Raw genomic sequence first — 17,178 nt, forward strand, 5'->3', positions numbered from 1 at the left:
AAGACTGTGCCTTGCCATTGCGTTCCAGAAAACTTCAGGCCGGCAGGTCGACGATTGCCGCCAGACCCCCCATTGACGAGCGCTCAAGGCGTAACTCGCCCCCATGCAATGCGGCCAGATCTGCTACGATCGACAGCCCCAACCCCGAACCAGACAGGCCGAATTCATCCAATCTACTGCCCCTGATCATCGCCTTGGGGACGTCTGTCTGCGCCATGCCCGGTCCATCATCCTCTATGCACAGGACCAGACGATCGCCGGGGAAACTGACCGTTATGCCGATCTGCCTGCGCCCCCATTTCACAGCGTTCTCGGCCAGGTTCCCGATTATTTCTTCCAGATCTTGGCGCTCGCCGGAAAAGGTGGCACCTTCGGGGCAGACGATCCGTGCCGTCATGTTCTTGTCCTGCAATGGCCAACGCAACACCAACAGGATGTCGTCGATAACGGGGCGCAGCTCACAACGACGGCCCATTTGCTTCGGTCCCGCCTGACGTGCCCGCCGCAGGTGCCATCCGATCAACCTGTCCATACGTGCGATCAGCGTCTGGCCATTGTGATCCGATGGCAGTTCATTTGCCAGGGCCGCCAAAGGGGTTTTCAGCGAATGGGCCAGATTCCCCAAATGGTGGCGCGACCGGCTCAAATGGGTGGCGTTCTGGTCGAGCGCAGCATTGATTTCATGCGTCAGCGGTTGCAGCTCGGCGACGTCCGGCAAGGGAATCCGATCTTCCTTGCCCTCGCGAACATTGCGCAGGTCGTCGCCCAATCGATCCAGACTGCGCAGTCCGGCTGTCACCTGAACAAGGCTCGCGGCGGCCAGACCGACCCCAAGAACGATAAGCGAAAAGGCCAGAGGCGCACGAATTTCGCGCAGGCTTTGTTCGATCTCGGATTGTGGCGCGGTCACCGTGATGGCAATCGGCTCTTCGGCGTCCGGGATCGTAATCTCGCGGCGCAATACACGCAATGGCGCGCCATCCGCGCCAGTTCCGCTGCCACCGACATAGCTGCCCGTTGAACCGGTCAGGCGTCCATCCAACAATGAAGCAGAACGCGCGACGATGCGGCCTCCGCTATTGACCTGCCAGTACCAACCACTGAATGGCAGACCAAAGCGTGGATCCGCCGGCAGGGTGGACAGGCTGACTTCTTCTTCGGAATCAATACCCAATGACCCGACCAAGGCATCTGCTACGGCAAAGGTTTCTGCATCGAAGCGATCGGTCACGAACTGGTTCAACAAATGCGAGATAAGGAGAAATGCCGCCAGCAATGCGGCCGACAACCACACTCCTGCCAAAAGCAGCAATCGACCGCGCAATGACTTCATCCGGCCGAACTCTCCAGCACATATCCTTCGCCCCGGCGCGTGGTGATCAACCCATCGCCGATCTTCTTGCGCAACCGGCCGATGACGACTTCGATCGATTTGAAATCGCGATCCGTTTCGGCTTCGTACAGATGCTCGGACAATTCGGTGCGGGTGATGATGCGGTTCTGATGGTGGATCAGATAGCTTAGAATACGGGTCTCGAATGATGTCAGCTTCAGCGGACTGCCATCGCGGGTAATCACACCCAGCTGCGTGTCCAGTGACAGCGGTCCCGCCACGATGATCGATCGGCTATGTCCGGCCGCGCGGCGGATCAGCGTTTGGGCACGCAAGATAACCTCGTCCAGCCGGAAAGGCTTGACCGCATAGTCATCTGCTCCGGCCCGAAACCCCGCAACCTTGTCGGTCCAGTCGCCACGAGCCGTCAGGATCAGGACCGGCATGGTCACACCCTGATTTCGCCATCGTGTCAGCACTTCTATTCCGGACATTCCCGGCAAACCAAGGTCCAGTATTGCCACGTCATAGGTTTCGGTCGCTCCCATGAACTCGCCATTCGTGCCATCCTCGGCGTGGTCGATGGCAAAACCCGCCTCGTGAAATGCCGATATCAGCTGTTGGGCCAGAACCTTGTCGTCCTCGACAATCAATGCGCGCATCAATTCTTGCTTTCGTTGTTCAAAGGTTTTCCGACGGGTTTCAGCGCCTCCAACTGGCCGCGACCGGCCACGTCCAGGAAACGGCCGTCGCGCGCGTCCATCCGAATTCTCAGCAGGTTTTGCTGCGGCGTGATAATCCTGAACTCGTAGATCAGCGCCGCCCCCAGATCGCGCTCTCTGGGTGTGGGCCGCATGATATTGACCCCGATCAAGCGACCCCGATAGCGTTCGCTGACCCGTTTGGCCAGCTTGTGAAAGGGCAGGGGGCGGAAATCCTGGGCCGCTGCGGCGCCCGGAAACGATTGCGGGGCGATCGCCATATGCGGAGCCAGAACAGGGCTATCGCGCGGCCAGGTCATGGCGGCTGCGATGGTCAGGCAGGTGCAGATCAGAAGACGGCGTTTCATGTCGCTATCTATGCCGCCCCGCGACCAAATGGAAACCAAACGAGATGTTGGCATTTCATTCGGCAAGGCCCAGTTAGAACGTGATTCGTGCTGACAGCCCAAGCCGGGTTGTCGGAATGAACTCTACAAGGACGATATCATGAGCAGCAGATTTTTCACCACGACCGCAACCTCGATCGCGTTGATTGCCGTTTTGGGCGGTGCCGCCTTTGCACAGGACACTGCCGAGAGTTTTCAGATCCCAGAGGTTCTGGATGCCCTGAACCTGAATGATGTCGAGGTCAAGGACGGGCCTCGTGGCGGAACCAGGATCGAAGCCGAACTGCCCGATGGTGGCGAGATCATGGCAATCCTCGACAAGCAGAACAACGTGATGATGATCAAGGGTGATGATGCGGCGCTGCCTCAGTCGGTTCTTGATCAGATGCTGCCCCAAGCCGTTCGCGACAACGCAATTCTGTCGCAATTTGCGGTCATCGACCGTGTGGCAGGACATGAAGGACGGGCGATGGTCGCGGGTCAGGATGCAGATGGCGAAGAGCTGCGCGCCGGCTTTGATGCCGATGGCCGTCTGATGCGTTTCGGGCGGGGTGACGAGGATCATGGCCCCAAGCACCGCGGGAAACATCACCGCAAAGGTGGTGATCACGACAAGGGTGAGCGCGGTGGAATGCATGGCAAGCATGGCGATCATCACCGTGGCGATCACGGTCCCGAGGGGCACCGCAAAGCGGATGGCGACCATCACAACGAGCGGGCGATGAAGCGTATCGATTCTGCGGCCATCGACCAGAAACTGGGTGATGCGGGTTATACTGATCTAAGAGACCCACGCCCGGCCGGCCCGCGTATCCAACTGGATGCGGTCAACCCGGCAGGTGAGGCCGTCACGCTGGATCTCGATCGTGAAGGTGATGTGCTGCGCGAAGTTGCACGCTGATCGCAGGGATGGACAGGGGGGGGCTTTCCCCCCTGTCTTGCAGGGGGTTGGATCAGTTCAGGGCCTTGTCCGTAATGGCATGGGTCCAGGCGCCTTCGGGCTCTTTCGAGATGACCGGATCAGAGCCACCTGCCAACAGGGTTTCCACGGTGCGCTGGTAATCTGCCTGATCCAGCGTGCCGTTCGAACCGGCCGTCAGCTTGGCGACCTCGCTCATCATGCGGGTCTGATGCTCGATGGTCTGGGCGCCCGTCTCGTCATTGTCCAGCACGATTTCGGCCGCTTCATCAGGGTTTTCCTCGGCGTATTTCCAGCCTTTCATCGAGGCGCGGACGAAACGTGCCAGTTTGTCGACCATTTCGGGATCGTCCAGATTCTGTTCCAGCGTGTAGAGCCCGTCTTCAAGCGTCGCGACATCCTGATCTTCGTATTTGAACGTCACCAGATCGTCCTCGGTCAGTCCGGCATCCAGCACCTGACCATATTCATTATAGGTCATGGTGCTGATGCAGGCCGCCTGTTTTTGCAGCAAGGGATCGACGTTGAAGCCCTGTTTGAGAACCGTCACCCCATCTTCGCCGCCCTCGGTCGAAAGCCCGAGCGTGTTCATCCAGCTGAGAAACGGGTATTCATTTCCGGCGAACCAGACCCCAAGCGTCTTACCCGCGAAATCGGTTTGTGGGTCCGATACACCGCTTTCTTTCAGGCAGGTCAGCATCATGCCCGAAGATTTATAGGGCTGTGCAATATTGACCAGCGGCAGCCCTTTTTCGCGCGCTGCCAGCGCGGCGGGCATCCATTCCACGGTGACATCGGCCCCGCCCCCGGCCAGAACCTGCGTCGGCGCAATGTCGGGGCCGCCGGGTTTGATGGTGACGTTCAGGTTCTCTTCCTCGTAGAAACCTTTGTCCTTGGCCACGTAATAGCCCGCAAACTGTGCTTGGGTTACCCATTTCAGCTGCAAGGTCAGGTCATCTGCCGCGCTTGCCACAGATGCAGACGATGCCAATACGGCTGCGGAAATCATCAGATATTTCATTCGTCACTCTCCTGTTGGGGGCTCAGGCCCGTTTATTGCGCTGAGACGGGTGCCAGAATGTCACCTTCTTTTCGAGCAGCGCGACAATACCATAGAACAAGGTGCCGGCGATTGCGGCGACCAGAATTTCGGCCCAGACAAGCGGCAGGTCCAGCCGCCCGACCGCGGTCGAGATGCGAAAACCCATTCCCTTGGTCGGGCTTCCGAAGAATTCGGCCACGATGGCGCCGATCAGGGCCAGCGTGGAGGTGATCTTGAGGCCGTTGAACAGGAACGGCATTGCAGCTGGCATCCGCAACTTCCACAAAGATTGCCAATAGGGGGCGGCCCAGGTTGCCATCTGGTCCCGCTGCATCTGGTCGGTTGCTGCCAGTCCGGCGACCATGTTCACCAGAATTGGAAAGAACACCATGACCACAACCACCGCTGCCTTGGATTGCCAGTCGAAACCGAACCACATCACCAGAATTGGCGCGATTCCGACGATTGGCAACGCGGCGACAAAATTTCCGATTGGCAACAGGCCGCGTTGCAGGAAGGGGCTGCGGTCTATGGCGATTGCGGTCATGACCGCCGCCACCGCCCCCATGAGCCATCCCGTCAAGGCACCTTTCAGGATGGTTTGGACGAAATCGGTCCACAGGATGGCGGCATTCTGCAAGACACTGATCCCGATCTGACTGGGGGGCGGAAGTATGACCGATGGAATCGCAAAGATCCGGCAGCTCAGTTCCCAGATCAACAACAAGGTTGCGCCAAAAATAATCGGGGTCAGGACACGCGCGAATGGCAGGTTCAGACTTGTCATGGCGACGTTCAACGTCCAGGCGATCAGCCACAGCAAGACGACCGGAAACAGGGGCGGCGCAATGGCGGCGGCCAGGATCAGAAAGGGGGCGGCCAACAGCGTTGGCATCATCTCGCGTCGGAATTCCTGTCGGGATACGGGTTTCATCGCGCCAGTCCCATATGCTCAAGTGTTGCTTTCTGGATCATTCCGATCAACGCAACCAGAATTGCGGCAAGGGTGGCGGCGGCAAGCAGCGCGGCCCAGATCTGTATGGTTTGCCCGTAATAGCTGCCCGACAACAGGCGTGCCCCCAGACCGGCGCTTGCCCCCGCAGGCAATTCTCCGACGATCGTGCCGACAAGGGCTGCGGCGACCGCGACCTTCAGGCTGGCAAACAGGAACGGCAGCGATGATGGCAAGCGCAGTCGCCAAAAAACCTGCCGGTCCGAGGCGTTCCAGCTGCGCATCAGGTCCAGTTGCATGGCGTCCGGGGTTCGCAGCCCTTTGACCATGCCGACCAGGACCGGAAAGAAAGACAACCATGCCGCGATGATCGCTTTTGGCAGCAATCCGGTAATGCCGGCGCTGGCAAAGACCACGATCACCATCGGGGCAATGGCAAGGATGGGAACCGTCTGGCTTGCCACGGCCCAGGGCATGACGGACTGATCCATGGCGCGGTTGTGGACAATGCCCACGGCCAGCACGACACCGGCCAGACTGCCGATCGCAAAGCCCGCCAGTGTCGCCGACAAGGTGATCCAGCCGTGATAGATCAGGCTTCGCTTCGAGGTGATCTTCTGGCCGAAAATTCCGTCCCACAAACCGGACGCAACCTGATGTGGTGCCGGCAGGACCGGGCGATCTAGGATCAGTGTCCGCCGCAGGAATTCACCCGATGTCAGATCTTCATCGGCGCGGGCGGCCTGATCCCGGACCCACTCGGCATTCATGCCGATCGCAGCAAGATACCAGATCCCAACAATGACCAGCAAGACGACCAACACCGGCAAGACCCGATCGGCGTGACCGGTACGCCAGCTTGTTTTGTCCGACGGGGCGCGGGCCAGATCAGTCATCGCCATGCCCCTCGCGCAGCCCTTCGCGCACCTCATGGGCGAGGGCGATGAATTCGGCCGAGTCGCGAATGTCCAGGGGGCGATTACGGGGCAGCGGACTTTCGATGATTTTCGTGATCCGGCCAGGGCGCGGGGACATGACGACTATTCTGGTGGAAAGATAGACTGCCTCGGGGATCGAATGCGTGACAAATCCAATCGTTTTGCCAGTCTTGCGCCACAGGTCCAGCAGGGCCTCGTTCAGCTTGTCGCGGACGATTTCGTCCAACGCGCCGAACGGTTCATCCATCAGCAATATGTCGGCGTCAAAGGCCAGGGCGCGCGCAATGCTGGCGCGCTGCTGCATTCCGCCCGACAATTGCCACGGGTATTTGCCGCCGAATCCGGCAAGATCGACCAGCTCCAGCACCCGTTCGATGCGTTGGCGGCGATCCGCCTTGTCAAACCCCATGATTTCAAGCGGTAACGAGATGTTGCCCGCGATGCTCCGCCAAGGGTAAAGGCCTGGCGCCTGAAAGACATAGCCATAGGCACGCGACCGGCGGGCCTGATCAGGGCTTTGGCCATTGACCGAGATCCTGCCGCCAGTGGCGTTTTCCAACGCCGCGATGGTGCGCAGAAAGGTTGTCTTGCCACATCCCGAGGGGCCGATGAAGCTGACGAAATCGCCCTGATTGATGGTCAGATCCACATCTTTCAAGGCATGGATCGGCCCATCGGCGGTCTGGAATGTCAGGCTGACACCCTGAGCCTGAATGACCGGCTGGGCTGGATGTTCCGCGCCCTGCAAATTCAGACCCCCGATGCAGGAATGCCGGACCGTGTAACCGGCCTTGGTGCGGTCAGGTCCTTCCATTGGCTGAGGGCGCGATTGACGGTGCCTCTTGCATTTCGCGGGATGAACTGTCCGTGTCCTTCCTGGCTGGCGATCTTGCCTTCGGTGACCGCAATGACGCCGCGTGTCAGGGTATAGCGGGGCAGGCCCTTGACGGTTTGCCCTTCGAACACGTTGTAATCGATGGCGGATTGCTGGCTTTGCGACGAGATGGTCTTTTCCGCCTCTGGGTCCCAGACCACAAGATCGGCGTCACTGCCGACCAGCACCGCACCTTTGCGTGGATACATCCCCAGAATCTTGGCACTGTTGGTCGAGGTCGCCGCAACGAATTCGTTCGGTGTCAGCCGTCCCGTATTGACCCCGTGTGTCCAAAGCATCGGCATTCGATCTTCCAGACCGCCGGTTCCATTCGGGATCTTGGTGAAATCGCCAACGCCGTAACGCTTTTGTTCGGTCGTGAAGGCGCAGTGATCCGTCGCCACGACCGACAGGCTGCCGGATTGCAGTCCGGCCCAAAGGCTGTCCTGATGCTGTTTGTTCCGGAACGGGGGCGACATGACGCGCCGCGCGGCATGGTCCCAATCGGTGTTGAAATATTCACCTTCGTCCAGTGTCAGATGTTGGATCAATGGTTCGCCCCAGACACGCTTGCCCTGCTGGCGCGCACGCCGGATCGCCTCGTGACTGTCCTCACAGCTGACATGCACTACATAAAGCGGCACACCGGCCATGTCGGCGACCATGATCGCACGGTTCGTTGCCTCACCCTCGACCTGTGGAGGACGGGAATAGGCATGCGCCTCGGGGCCGGTATTGCCCTCGGCCAGCAACCGGGCGGACAGTTCGGCCACGACATCGCCGTTTTCGGCATGCACAAGCGCGATCCCGCCCAGATCGCCGACGCGGCGAAAGCTGGAAAACAGCTCGTCGTCATTGACCATCAGTGCGCCCTTATAGGCCATGAAATGCTTGAAACTGGTGATCCCGCGTTTGACCACGGCCTCCATTTCATCAAAGACCTGTTCGCCCCACCATGTGATGGCCATGTGATAGCTGTAGTCGCAATGCGCGCGACCGGATTTATTGTCCCACATCTGCAATGCGTCCAGCAGGCCCTGACCGGGCGAAGGAAGGGCGAAATCCACCACCATCGTCGTGCCGCCAGCAAGCGCTGCGCGCGTTCCGCTTTCGAAATCATCGGCCGAATAGGTGCCCATGAAGGGCATTTCCAGATGGGTGTGCGGGTCGATTCCGCCCGGCATGATCATGCAGCCGGTGGCGTCCAGCGTTTCATCGCCAACCAGCCCTTCGGCAATGGCAACGATCTTGTCGCCCTCGATCAGCACATCGGCCTTGTAGCTGAGATCGGCGGTGACGACGGTTCCGTTCTTGATGACGATGCTCATATGCGATCCTCCGGCTGCGACGCTGAAGGTGAAACAATCACCGTTGCGTCATTGGTGGTCAGTGGTGGCGGCTGCTGTCGTTTGTGATGAATGAAGCGCAACAAGGGACGCTCGATCAGCAAATGGGTGATCATGCCGCCCACGGTTCCTGCGACAATCAACAACGAAACCGTTGCCACAGCGCCAAGTTGCAGATGCCCTGCTGTCAGGATCATGGCGCAGGCAATCATGGCAATCGAATGCGCGAGATAGGTTGAATAGGAAGCGTCACCCAGAAAAACCAACCAGCGTGGAAAGCCAATTCCGGTTCTGCGCTCAAGCCCGGCAAGCCCCGCGACGATGGCGGCAGAGGCAAGCCCGTAATAGATCGGGCGCAGCGTTTTCTCTGGCAGTGTGGCGTCATGGGCAATGGTCAGCATGAAGCCGGCAAGCCCTGTGATCAACAGGATGGCCGCCTGGCTTGTCGATATCGTCGTGTGAATAAAAGTTGCGGCTATTCCAAGCAAAAACAATAGATTGTACGGGGAAAGCAGAAAGCTTTGGGGGAAAGCAACGGACATTTGGTCAATGCTGGCATAGGCCAGCGCCGCCAGGCAGGCCAGCCACCAGGCCCCCATCAAGGCAATGCCGATGCCGCCGGCCAGAATGCAGACGGACAGAAGCAGATAGAACAAGAGTTCATGCGACAATGTCCAAGCAACCCTCATCGGTGGGTCGGTCGCGAATGGGGCAAGCGTATAGGCACGCAGATAGGCCATCGGTCCGTCAAGATGCGGATCGATCCGTCCGGTGATGATCTGACCCAGAAGAAAGATAGAAAACAAGACCCAGAACAGCGGATAGATCCGTATGATTCGTTTGGACATGAAGCGCCGCGCCCGTTCCGGTTGTCCGATATCGCGCCCATGAACGACAAACATGATGAACCCGCTCAGCACGAAAAAGAACTCGACTCCGGAATGGCCCGCCGCCAGAATCGGGTTCCACATCTGAACTCCAAGATGTTCCGACATCAGCAAGGGCGCGTGACACAGCACGACATATTGGGCGGCAAAAGCGCGGCCAACCTGCAGGCTTTCCAGATTGACGCGCCCGCCCGCATTGCGGGATGTGGCCGCTGTGCTCATTCCGTGCGGGTCACTTCTGCAGCGTTCAGGACGGCATGCAGCAAGACGTCGGTGCCGGCCTTGGCCCATTCGGGACTGATTTCTTCAGCTTCGTTATGGGACAGGCCGTCAACACAAGGGCACATGATCATGACCGTGGGTGCGACCCTGTTGATCCAGCAGGCATCGTGACCAGCCCCTGAAACGATGTCCATGTGACCATAGCCCAGCCGTCGCGCCGCATCGCGGACCATGCCTGCGAGGCGTTCGTCAAATGTCACCGGATCGAAATGCCCGACCGGTTCAATCGCGATGCCAAGCCCGAGATTGCTGGCGATTTCTGCCGCCTCTTGCTCCAACTGGCTTCGCATCGATGTCAGTTTATCCAGATCGGGGCTGCGGAAATCGATCGTGAAAACGGTCTTGCCCGGAATCACGTTGCGGCTGTTTGGATATACATTGGCCTGTCCGACCGCGCCGACGGCATCGGGTTGATGCGCCATGGCAATGCGATTCACGGCCTCGATGATGCGAGCCATACCCAGCCCCGCATTCACGCGCATATTCATCGGGGTCGATCCGGTATGGGCGTCCTTGCCGGTCAGCGTAACCTCCAGCCACCACAATCCCTGACCATGGGTCACGACACCGATTTCTTTTTTTTCGGCTTCCAGAATGGGGCCTTGTTCGATGTGGTATTCAAACATCGCATGGATGGGCCGTTCGCCCGGTGTTTCCTGACCGCGCCAGCCGATACGATCCAGTTCGTCGCCAAAGCTCTTGCCTTGGGCATCGAGACGACTGTTGGCGTATTCCTCGTCATGCATGCCGGCAAATACGCCAGAGGCCAGCATGGCCGGGGCAAATCGCGTGCCTTCTTCATTTGTCCAGTTGGTAAGGACAATGGGGCGTCGCGTCTGAATGCCCAGATCGCGGATCGTGCGAATGACTTCCAGCCCCGCCAGAACACCCAACACGCCATCATATTTGCCGCCGGTGGGCTGGGTATCCAGGTGGCTGCCGATATAGACCGGATCAAGGTCGGGATCCGCCCCTTCGTGACGCATGAACATGTTGCCCATCCGGTCCACGGTCATTGTCATATCGGCTTGTTCGCACCAATTCCGGAACAAATCCCGCCCCTCGGCATCATCATCCGTCAGGGTTTGACGGTTGTTGCCGCCCGCGATGCCCGGTCCGATCTTGGCCATTTCCATCAGGCTGTCCCACAGCCGATCGCCATCTACCCGAATATTGTCCGCCGAGGATGCGGTGTCGGAAAAGGTCATCACTTGTTCCTTCCTGTCTTGCCGCCCCGTCTTGGTGCGAGGTCGGCTGAATGGGAAAACCGCACAGGCAAGCGTCGGCAGCGACGTCATGAAAACTTTACCAAACGGTCAGTTTGAGGCTAGCACGGTGCGAAAGTCAGTCAAGGATACAAAAACTTGCGGCTGACAAAAGATGAAGCGCTGCCTAGAAATAAAACAGGGCAGTACAGGTTTCAGTATGACGGAAGACTCCAAGCCACCGCTGACGCGCATTCAGCAAAAGAACCGTGACATCATTCTGGAAGCGGCGCTGACGGTGTTTTCGACACGCGGCCTGAGGGGCGCAACGATCGACCGGATCGCGGATGCCGCAGGTTTGTCCAAGCCGAATGTGCTGTACTATTTCGGATCAAAGGATGAAATCTACAGGACACTTCTGACCGCGCTGTTGGATACCTGGCTGGCGCCGATGCTGAATATCGACAGCAACGGGCAGCCGATGGACGAGGTGCTGGGCTATGTCGCGGCCAAGCTGCAATTGTCGCGCGATTATCCCCGCGAAAGCCGGCTGTTCGCCTATGAAGTGCTGCAAGGGGCACCTCATCTGGAAGGCATCCTTGGGGGCAGGTTGCGCGATCTGGTCGAGAACACCGTGGCGGTTCTGGAACGTTGGATGGCGCAGGGAAGGCTGAAACCCGTCGAGCCGCATCACCTGATTTTCTCGATTTGGGCGTTGACCCAGCATTATGCTGATTTCGATGTTCAGGTAAGGGCGGTGCTTGGCCCCGGACATGATCCCTATGCCGAGGCCGAGCTTTATCTGGAGAACCTGTTTCGGCAGATGTTAGAGCCCTAGGTGTTTGATCCCACAGTTTGATGGTGCGATCCTTTCTTTGGAATGGAAGGATGCCCTATGGGACAAGTTCGTCACGGAAGCGCCACGACCACGCACGCAGTCAGAGCAGCAATAATGAGGGCGGCCCGCCATCGGTCCGAGGGCCTGCCCGAATAATCGCAAGCTTCGCTCGCGACGCTGAGCCGGGAGCTGGGGATCAATCTGAAGACGGTTGCGAAGTGGCGTAAACGGCAGACGGTCGAAGATCTCAAGACCGGCCCAAAGGAGCCACGTTCGACGGTCCTCACGGAGGCTGAGGAGGCGGCCATCGTCGCGCTTCGGCGCCACACGCTGCTGCAGCTTGACGATTGCCTCTATGCCCTTCAGCCGTCCATCCCGCACCTGACACGCTCGGCGCTGCACCGTTGTCTGCAGCGGCATGGCATCTCACGCCTGCCTGACGTCGAGGGCGACAAACCGAGGAGGTCGAAGTTCAAACGCTACCCGATCGGCTTCTTCCACATAGACATCGCCGAAGTGCAGACTGCTGAAGGAAAGCTCTTCCTGTTCGTTGGCATCGACCGCACGAGCAAGTTTGCCGTTACCCAGCTCGTCGAGAAAGCAGACAGGAAGACGGCCTGGGAGTTCCTGCAACACATGCTCGAAGCTGTGCCATATCAGGTCCACACCGTCCTCACTGACAACGGCATCCAGTTCGCTGAGCAGCCCCGGGACCGGAACACTGCCTATTCTCGGCCTATGCGTTTCGACATGATCTGCGAGGCCAACGGGATTGAGCACCGGCTGACCAAACCCAATCATCCTTGGACCAACGGACAAGTCGAACGGATGAACCGCACGATCAAGGAGGCCACCGTCAAACGCTTCCACTACGACAGCCATGATCAGCTGAGAACGCACCTCTCGGACTTCATCGCAGCATACAACTTCGCGCGCCGGCTCAAGACCCTCAACGGGCTCACACCCTACGAGTACATCTGCAAGATCTGGACTTCAGAGCCGGACAGATTCATCTTGAACCCGATCCACCAGATGCCGGGACTGAACACCTAGGCTCAGCTGTTCAGCAGCTGGGCTGATCCGACGATCAGCGCCAGATGCTCCCGCGCCAGTGCGATCAGATCCTCTTGCGGGCCGGTCACCCATTGGCGGGTTGCGGTGTTGGTGGCTGCCACGATTGCCGCGGCCAGGATCTCGATCTTGCGATAATCGGTATCTGGAAGGCGACGTTTCAACAGTTCGCGCATCTGTGCACGTCGCGCAAGGATCGCGCTGCTGAACAATGCACCGACCTTTTGGTCTTCGGCGGCGAGGCGGTTGATCTGCGCGACCATTTCGCGATCCCCCAGGTAACGGGACAGGTGCGATTCAATCAGCAGGTTCAAATCGTCGATCAATCGTCCGTGGCCGGCAACAAACACCTCGGAGGCCTCGGCGGGATAATCGGGCGGCGGCCCCATGATCGCCGCTTCCTTATAAGGAAAATGGTTGAAGAACGTGCGCGTGCTGATCTCCGCCTGGCGGGCGATTGCTTCGGTCGTCACATTCGCAAGGCCGTGACGGGCGGCCAGGGTGACTGCTGCGGCCTGAATCTTGCGTGCGGTACGAAATCTGCGCGAAGTCTGGGGGTTCATCTGTTCCTGGTTTCCGCTATCCGTTTCGATGGTGGTAAACGCCAGCGTTTAGGAACAATTCAGACGCGTCAAGTGTTTCAGTGACAGGATGTTATGCCCGGATCTTCATGTAAATGACTCAGGAATGACAAAACCCGTGCGCCGCCTGGCAGGACGGGCAGGTGGCACAGGGGTTTCGTCGTTTGTTTCGGGTCAGGATCCCCAGCTGCGGATCGGCCCACAATCCATATGTACGAAATTCGAGCGCGAATACTTTCCGACGCCGCCTGCCTTGCAGGCCATCGCCGCCTTGTACATCTGGTTGACCGAGCGCGACTTGAGCCGCAGATCTGCGGCCTTGCCCTGCACATGCAGCGAATTCTTGGCCACGCCGCGCGAGCGACGGCGCAGCATCGCGTTGGTTTGGGGCGAGCGATAGCCCGACAGCATCATGTAAGGTTCGTTGGTTTGCAGCAGCCGATGCGAGGCCGCCGCAACGTCGATCGTGCGCGGGTCAATGCCGATCGCCGTGCCTGTGCGCCAGTCGCGCATGAAGATGTTCACTTCGTTGAGGGCTTCGCGGACGTATTTTCCATCGACCCAGTAAACGGTATCGATGCTTTCGCCGGTGCGGCCATTATACATCTTGATGCGCCGCACATCACCGGCCCCGCGAAGGAAACCGAATGCATTTGCCATCACTGGTGCAGCTGTTGCCGAGGTTGCCGCAAACACACCAAGCACGCCGCGACGCGAGATAAGGTCCATTGTCATGTCAGATCGCCTGTCCTGCTTCATTCTGCTGACCGCATTCCTTGCGGCTTAGACGGGTTTAGCCCCGACTTGCTAACAATATGTCAAATCTTGGTGGTTTTATAAACAGATTCCTGTGGAGCCTGCCTGATTTCTGCTATCATAGGCGAGTTTTCGCCGAGCCCTTGTCTTTGTTGCGACGCTGCCTCCTGGCGTGGCTGGTTTGCAACAGTTGTGTTCGCGGCATGGTTGAGGTGGGTGCAAGCTGGTGCCGCGCAGAATTTGCAGGCAAATTATTGGTAGTTGAGTATCGAGGTTGACATGTTGCGTATTTCCCAAAGATTTGCCGTGTCCTTATTTGCCCTGTTGGGGCTGGCCGGCTCTGCCGTGGGGCAGGGGGCGGTTCAAGTCAGTGCGGGCTCGGGCGCGCTTCTCTCGCCCAGGTTGAATTTTTCGGCTGCGGAAATGGAGCTGGCGCAGGCCGTGGCAGGGCAGCCTTACCTTGCGGAATTCTATGGCGGCAACGGGTTGAAGCCGGTGTTTCAGGGTGCCGAGGGGCGCGCATTGCGCGAGGCGTTGCGAAGGGTGGCGGTGGATGCGCCGCAGCATGGTCTGCCCCGGTCCCGCTATCGCCCGACTGCCTTGAAGACGACAGAAAACGGTTTGCGCGCAGAGCTGCTTTTTGCCGGTATGCTGGCGCGTTACCTTTCGGACATGACTGGCGGGGCGCTTGATCCGCAATCGGTCTCGGATCAGAACCATCGCCAGGTCCGTCGACCTGCGATCGGGCCCTTGATGGCGGCGTTCGTGGATGCGGCGTATCCAGTTGCGTTTCTGCGCCAGCAAGCGCCTGCCCATCCTGCCTATACCGCCCTTCAGGATGCGCTTGCGGGTCCGCGGAAATTGACCGTGCCCACACATCTGCCGCCCGCACCCGAGGCGGTTTGGCGCGTGGGTATGCGCGGCAAAGGGGTGCTTCCCTTGCGTGATCGCTTGGCCAGCATCGGGTTCGGGGCCGAGGTTGCCGATCCGATGCTGTATGATGCCGCCCTGTCCATAGCGGTTTCGCGCTATCAGGGGGCGGTCGGTCTGTCAGCGGATGGGATCGCCGGGCCGAATACGATTCGCTATCTGAATGGCGACATTGACGCGACGACAGATTGGCGGAGCCGCAAGATCGTCGCCGCGCTTGAACGTATGCGCTGGTTGGGCGGTGAAGATCTGGAGGCGCGGCATGTCTGGGTGAATATCCCCGAATATTCGGCGCGGATCGTTGATGGCGGTGCCGAGGTTTTCAATACGCGGGTCGTCGTGGGCAAGGCCGAGGCCAGACTTCAGACGCCAGAGTTTTCGGACAGTATGGAATATGTGGTTGTCAATCCGCGCTGGAACGTGCCGCGCTCGATCACCGTGCGTGAATACTTGCCGCGCCTCAAGGCCAACCGCCATGCGCTGTCCCATCTGGATGTGGTCGATGGCAGGGGCGGGGTGGTTGCGCGCGGCAGCATCGATTTCGGCCGCTACACGGCCGCCAGCTTTCCTTACCGAATGCGACAGAAACCGGGGCCGAGCAATGCGCTTGGTCTGGTCAAGTTCATCTTTCCAAACCGTTGGAATATCTATCTGCACGACACGCCAAGCAAGCATCTGTTTGGCAATCGCACCCGCGCCTATTCGCATGGATGCGTGAGGGTCGGAGACCCTTTCGACCTGGCCCGGGCATTGCTGTCGCGGCAAAGCAGCGATCCGGCGGCCTTGTTCCAGCGCGCGTTGGATAGCGACAGGGAAAGGTGGTTGAAACTGACGCCCGAGGTGCCGGTGCATCTGGTCTATTTCACCGCCTATCCTGACAAGTCCGGCCGGATCCGCTATTTTGAGGATGTCTATGGGCGTGATGACGCTATCCTGCGCGGATTGGACGCCATCGCACTGGATTCGGCGGGCGAAAGCGAATAAGTCGGCACTTGAAAGAGGGTGCGATGAAATCAGTAAATATCGGTGAGTTGGCGCGAGCGCTGGATGCGCGCAGCTGGGGGGATCTGACCCTGCCTGTGACTGGCGCGGCAGAGCCCGCCTCGACTGGTCCCGTGGGGCCCGAAGGCGGTATGATTGCGATGGCCATGTCGCCAAAATATGCCGACGCTCTGCAACCCGGAAGTATGGCGATCCTCGCCGAAGGAATGGACCCAGAGGTATATGGGTTGAAGGCGGCGATATTCGCGCCTCGTCCGCGCTTGCTGATGGCGGGGCTGACGCGGGCTTTTGATCCCGGGCTCGATATCGCGCCGGGCATTCACCCCAGCGCGATCGTCGACCCTTCTGCACGGATCGGTGAGGGGGTTGCGATTGCGCCCCTGGCCGTGATCGGCGCGAATGTGCGGATCGGAGCAGGGTCCCGGATCGCGGCCCATGTCTCGATCGGACGGGATTCCGTTCTGGGCGAGAACTGTGTCATCCATCCGGGCGCAAGGATCGCGCATGGCGTCAAGGCCGGTGACAGGCTGATCATGCAGCCGGGGTCGTCGATTGGTGGGGACGGGTTTTCCTTTGTCACCCCCGAGGAATCGGGGATCGAGGAAATCCGGCGCACCCTTGGCCCCCGTGCCGATATTCACGCCCAACACTGGACGCGCATCCATTCGCTGGGTGGTGTCGAATTGGGTGATGATATCGAACTGGGCGCCAACTCGACCATTGATCGCGGCACCATTCGCGCCACCCGAATCGGGTCGGGAACCAAGATCGACAATCTCGTCCAGATCGGCCACAACGTCGAGATCGGCACGGATTGTCTGCTCTGTGGCCTGGTCGGTGTCGCGGGATCGTCGCGTATCGGCGATCGGGTGGTTCTGGCCGGACAGGTCGGGGTTTCGGACAATATCGTCATTGGCGACGACGTGATCGCCGGTGGCGCAACCAAGATCTTCAGCAGGGTGCCCGCGGGGCGGGTCATTCTGGGCCATCCGGCCGTGAAGATGGAAACGCAGATGGAAATTCAGAAAGCGATGCGTCGCTTGCCACGTTTTGCACAACAGCTCGCCAAGCTTCAGGAAACTGTTACACGCCTGTTGGAAAAGGGCTGAACAGG

16 protein-coding genes and 1 pseudogene are annotated in these 17,178 nt (G+C 59.3%); 5 read left to right on the top strand and 12 right to left on the bottom strand.

The features are described from left to right. Positions 1–34: 34 nt before the first annotated feature. From PAF17_RS10265 to PAF17_RS10275, 3 genes are read right to left on the bottom strand one after another with little or no spacing between them, the layout of a single operon-like run. Entirely contained in the window at positions 35–1,333 is a 1,299-nt protein-coding gene (locus PAF17_RS10265) for a sensor histidine kinase (RefSeq protein WP_271889001.1), read from the bottom strand. Then, the gene (locus tag PAF17_RS10270) at positions 1,330–1,995 is read right to left on the bottom strand and encodes a response regulator transcription factor (RefSeq protein ID WP_271889002.1); all 666 of its coding nucleotides are present in this window, start codon (positions 1,993–1,995) and stop codon (positions 1,330–1,332) included. The genes PAF17_RS10265 and PAF17_RS10270 overlap by 4 nt, the downstream gene beginning before the upstream one ends. Next, positions 1,995–2,402, bottom strand: a complete 408-nt coding sequence (locus tag PAF17_RS10275) for a PepSY domain-containing protein (RefSeq protein ID WP_271889003.1) — start codon at positions 2,400–2,402, stop codon at positions 1,995–1,997. Before PAF17_RS10275 ends, PAF17_RS10270 begins: the two co-directional genes overlap by 1 nt. Before the next feature lie 139 nt (positions 2,403–2,541). Between PAF17_RS10275 and PAF17_RS10280 the strand changes: the two genes are divergently transcribed. Then, complete coding sequence (locus PAF17_RS10280) at positions 2,542–3,342, top strand: hypothetical protein (RefSeq protein ID WP_271889004.1); 801 nt, start codon at positions 2,542–2,544, stop codon at positions 3,340–3,342. Between the two features lie 52 nt (positions 3,343–3,394). On the opposite strand, the gene PAF17_RS10285 is transcribed toward PAF17_RS10280, so the two are convergent. The 7 genes from PAF17_RS10285 to PAF17_RS10315 form a co-directional block, all read right to left on the bottom strand. Then, positions 3,395–4,381 carry an ABC transporter substrate-binding protein gene (locus PAF17_RS10285; RefSeq protein WP_271889005.1) on the bottom strand — a complete coding sequence of 329 codons (987 nt, stop codon included), beginning with the start codon at positions 4,379–4,381 and terminating at the stop codon, positions 3,395–3,397. A 22-nt stretch (positions 4,382–4,403) separates the two neighbouring features. Further along, the gene (locus PAF17_RS10290) at positions 4,404–5,189 is read right to left on the bottom strand and encodes an ABC transporter permease (protein WP_271889074.1); all 786 of its coding nucleotides are present in this window, start codon (positions 5,187–5,189) and stop codon (positions 4,404–4,406) included. 143 nt (positions 5,190–5,332) lie between these two features. After that, complete coding sequence (locus tag PAF17_RS10295; RefSeq protein WP_271889006.1) at positions 5,333–6,250, bottom strand: ABC transporter permease; 918 nt, start codon at positions 6,248–6,250, stop codon at positions 5,333–5,335. Continuing rightward, positions 6,243–7,106 carry an ABC transporter ATP-binding protein gene (locus PAF17_RS10300; RefSeq protein ID WP_271889007.1) on the bottom strand — a complete coding sequence of 288 codons (864 nt, stop codon included), beginning with the start codon at positions 7,104–7,106 and terminating at the stop codon, positions 6,243–6,245. The genes PAF17_RS10295 and PAF17_RS10300 overlap by 8 nt, the downstream gene beginning before the upstream one ends. Then, entirely contained in the window at positions 7,043–8,494 is a 1,452-nt protein-coding gene (hydA, locus tag PAF17_RS10305; protein ID WP_271889008.1) for a dihydropyrimidinase, read from the bottom strand. The genes PAF17_RS10300 and hydA overlap by 64 nt, the downstream gene beginning before the upstream one ends. Next, complete coding sequence (locus tag PAF17_RS10310) at positions 8,491–9,621, bottom strand: acyltransferase family protein (RefSeq protein ID WP_271889009.1); 1,131 nt, start codon at positions 9,619–9,621, stop codon at positions 8,491–8,493. Before PAF17_RS10310 ends, hydA begins: the two co-directional genes overlap by 4 nt. Continuing rightward, positions 9,618–10,889: a Zn-dependent hydrolase gene (locus tag PAF17_RS10315; RefSeq protein ID WP_271889010.1), complete on the bottom strand. Its 1,272-nt coding sequence runs from the start codon at positions 10,887–10,889 to the stop codon at positions 9,618–9,620. Before PAF17_RS10315 ends, PAF17_RS10310 begins: the two co-directional genes overlap by 4 nt. 217 nt (positions 10,890–11,106) lie before the next feature. Here PAF17_RS10315 and PAF17_RS10320 point away from each other — a divergent pair, with 217 nt between their 5' ends. After that, positions 11,107–11,724 (top strand): TetR family transcriptional regulator C-terminal domain-containing protein, encoded by a 618-nt coding sequence (locus PAF17_RS10320; RefSeq protein ID WP_271889011.1) that lies wholly within the window; start codon positions 11,107–11,109, stop codon positions 11,722–11,724. Between the two features lie 57 nt (positions 11,725–11,781). After that, positions 11,782–12,777: pseudogene (locus tag PAF17_RS10325) on the top strand (IS481 family transposase). Between the two features lie 2 nt (positions 12,778–12,779). Here the strand turns inward: PAF17_RS10325 and PAF17_RS10330 are convergent. Beyond that, entirely contained in the window at positions 12,780–13,358 is a 579-nt protein-coding gene (locus PAF17_RS10330; protein WP_271889012.1) for a TetR/AcrR family transcriptional regulator, read from the bottom strand. 192 nt (positions 13,359–13,550) lie between these two features. Next, positions 13,551–14,111 (bottom strand): YcbK family protein, encoded by a 561-nt coding sequence (locus tag PAF17_RS10335; RefSeq protein WP_271889013.1) that lies wholly within the window; start codon positions 14,109–14,111, stop codon positions 13,551–13,553. A 327-nt stretch (positions 14,112–14,438) separates the two neighbouring features. Between PAF17_RS10335 and PAF17_RS10340 the strand changes: the two genes are divergently transcribed. Further along, complete coding sequence (locus PAF17_RS10340; protein ID WP_271889014.1) at positions 14,439–16,046, top strand: L,D-transpeptidase family protein; 1,608 nt, start codon at positions 14,439–14,441, stop codon at positions 16,044–16,046. Positions 16,047–16,069: 23 nt separating this feature from the next. Continuing rightward, positions 16,070–17,173 carry a UDP-3-O-(3-hydroxymyristoyl)glucosamine N-acyltransferase gene (locus PAF17_RS10345; protein ID WP_271889015.1) on the top strand — a complete coding sequence of 368 codons (1,104 nt, stop codon included), beginning with the start codon at positions 16,070–16,072 and terminating at the stop codon, positions 17,171–17,173. Positions 17,174–17,178 lie beyond the last annotated feature (5 nt).

The organism is Paracoccus onchidii (genome assembly GCF_028294535.1).
GTDB classification, from domain to species: Bacteria; Pseudomonadota; Alphaproteobacteria; order Rhodobacterales; family Rhodobacteraceae; genus Paracoccus; species Paracoccus onchidii.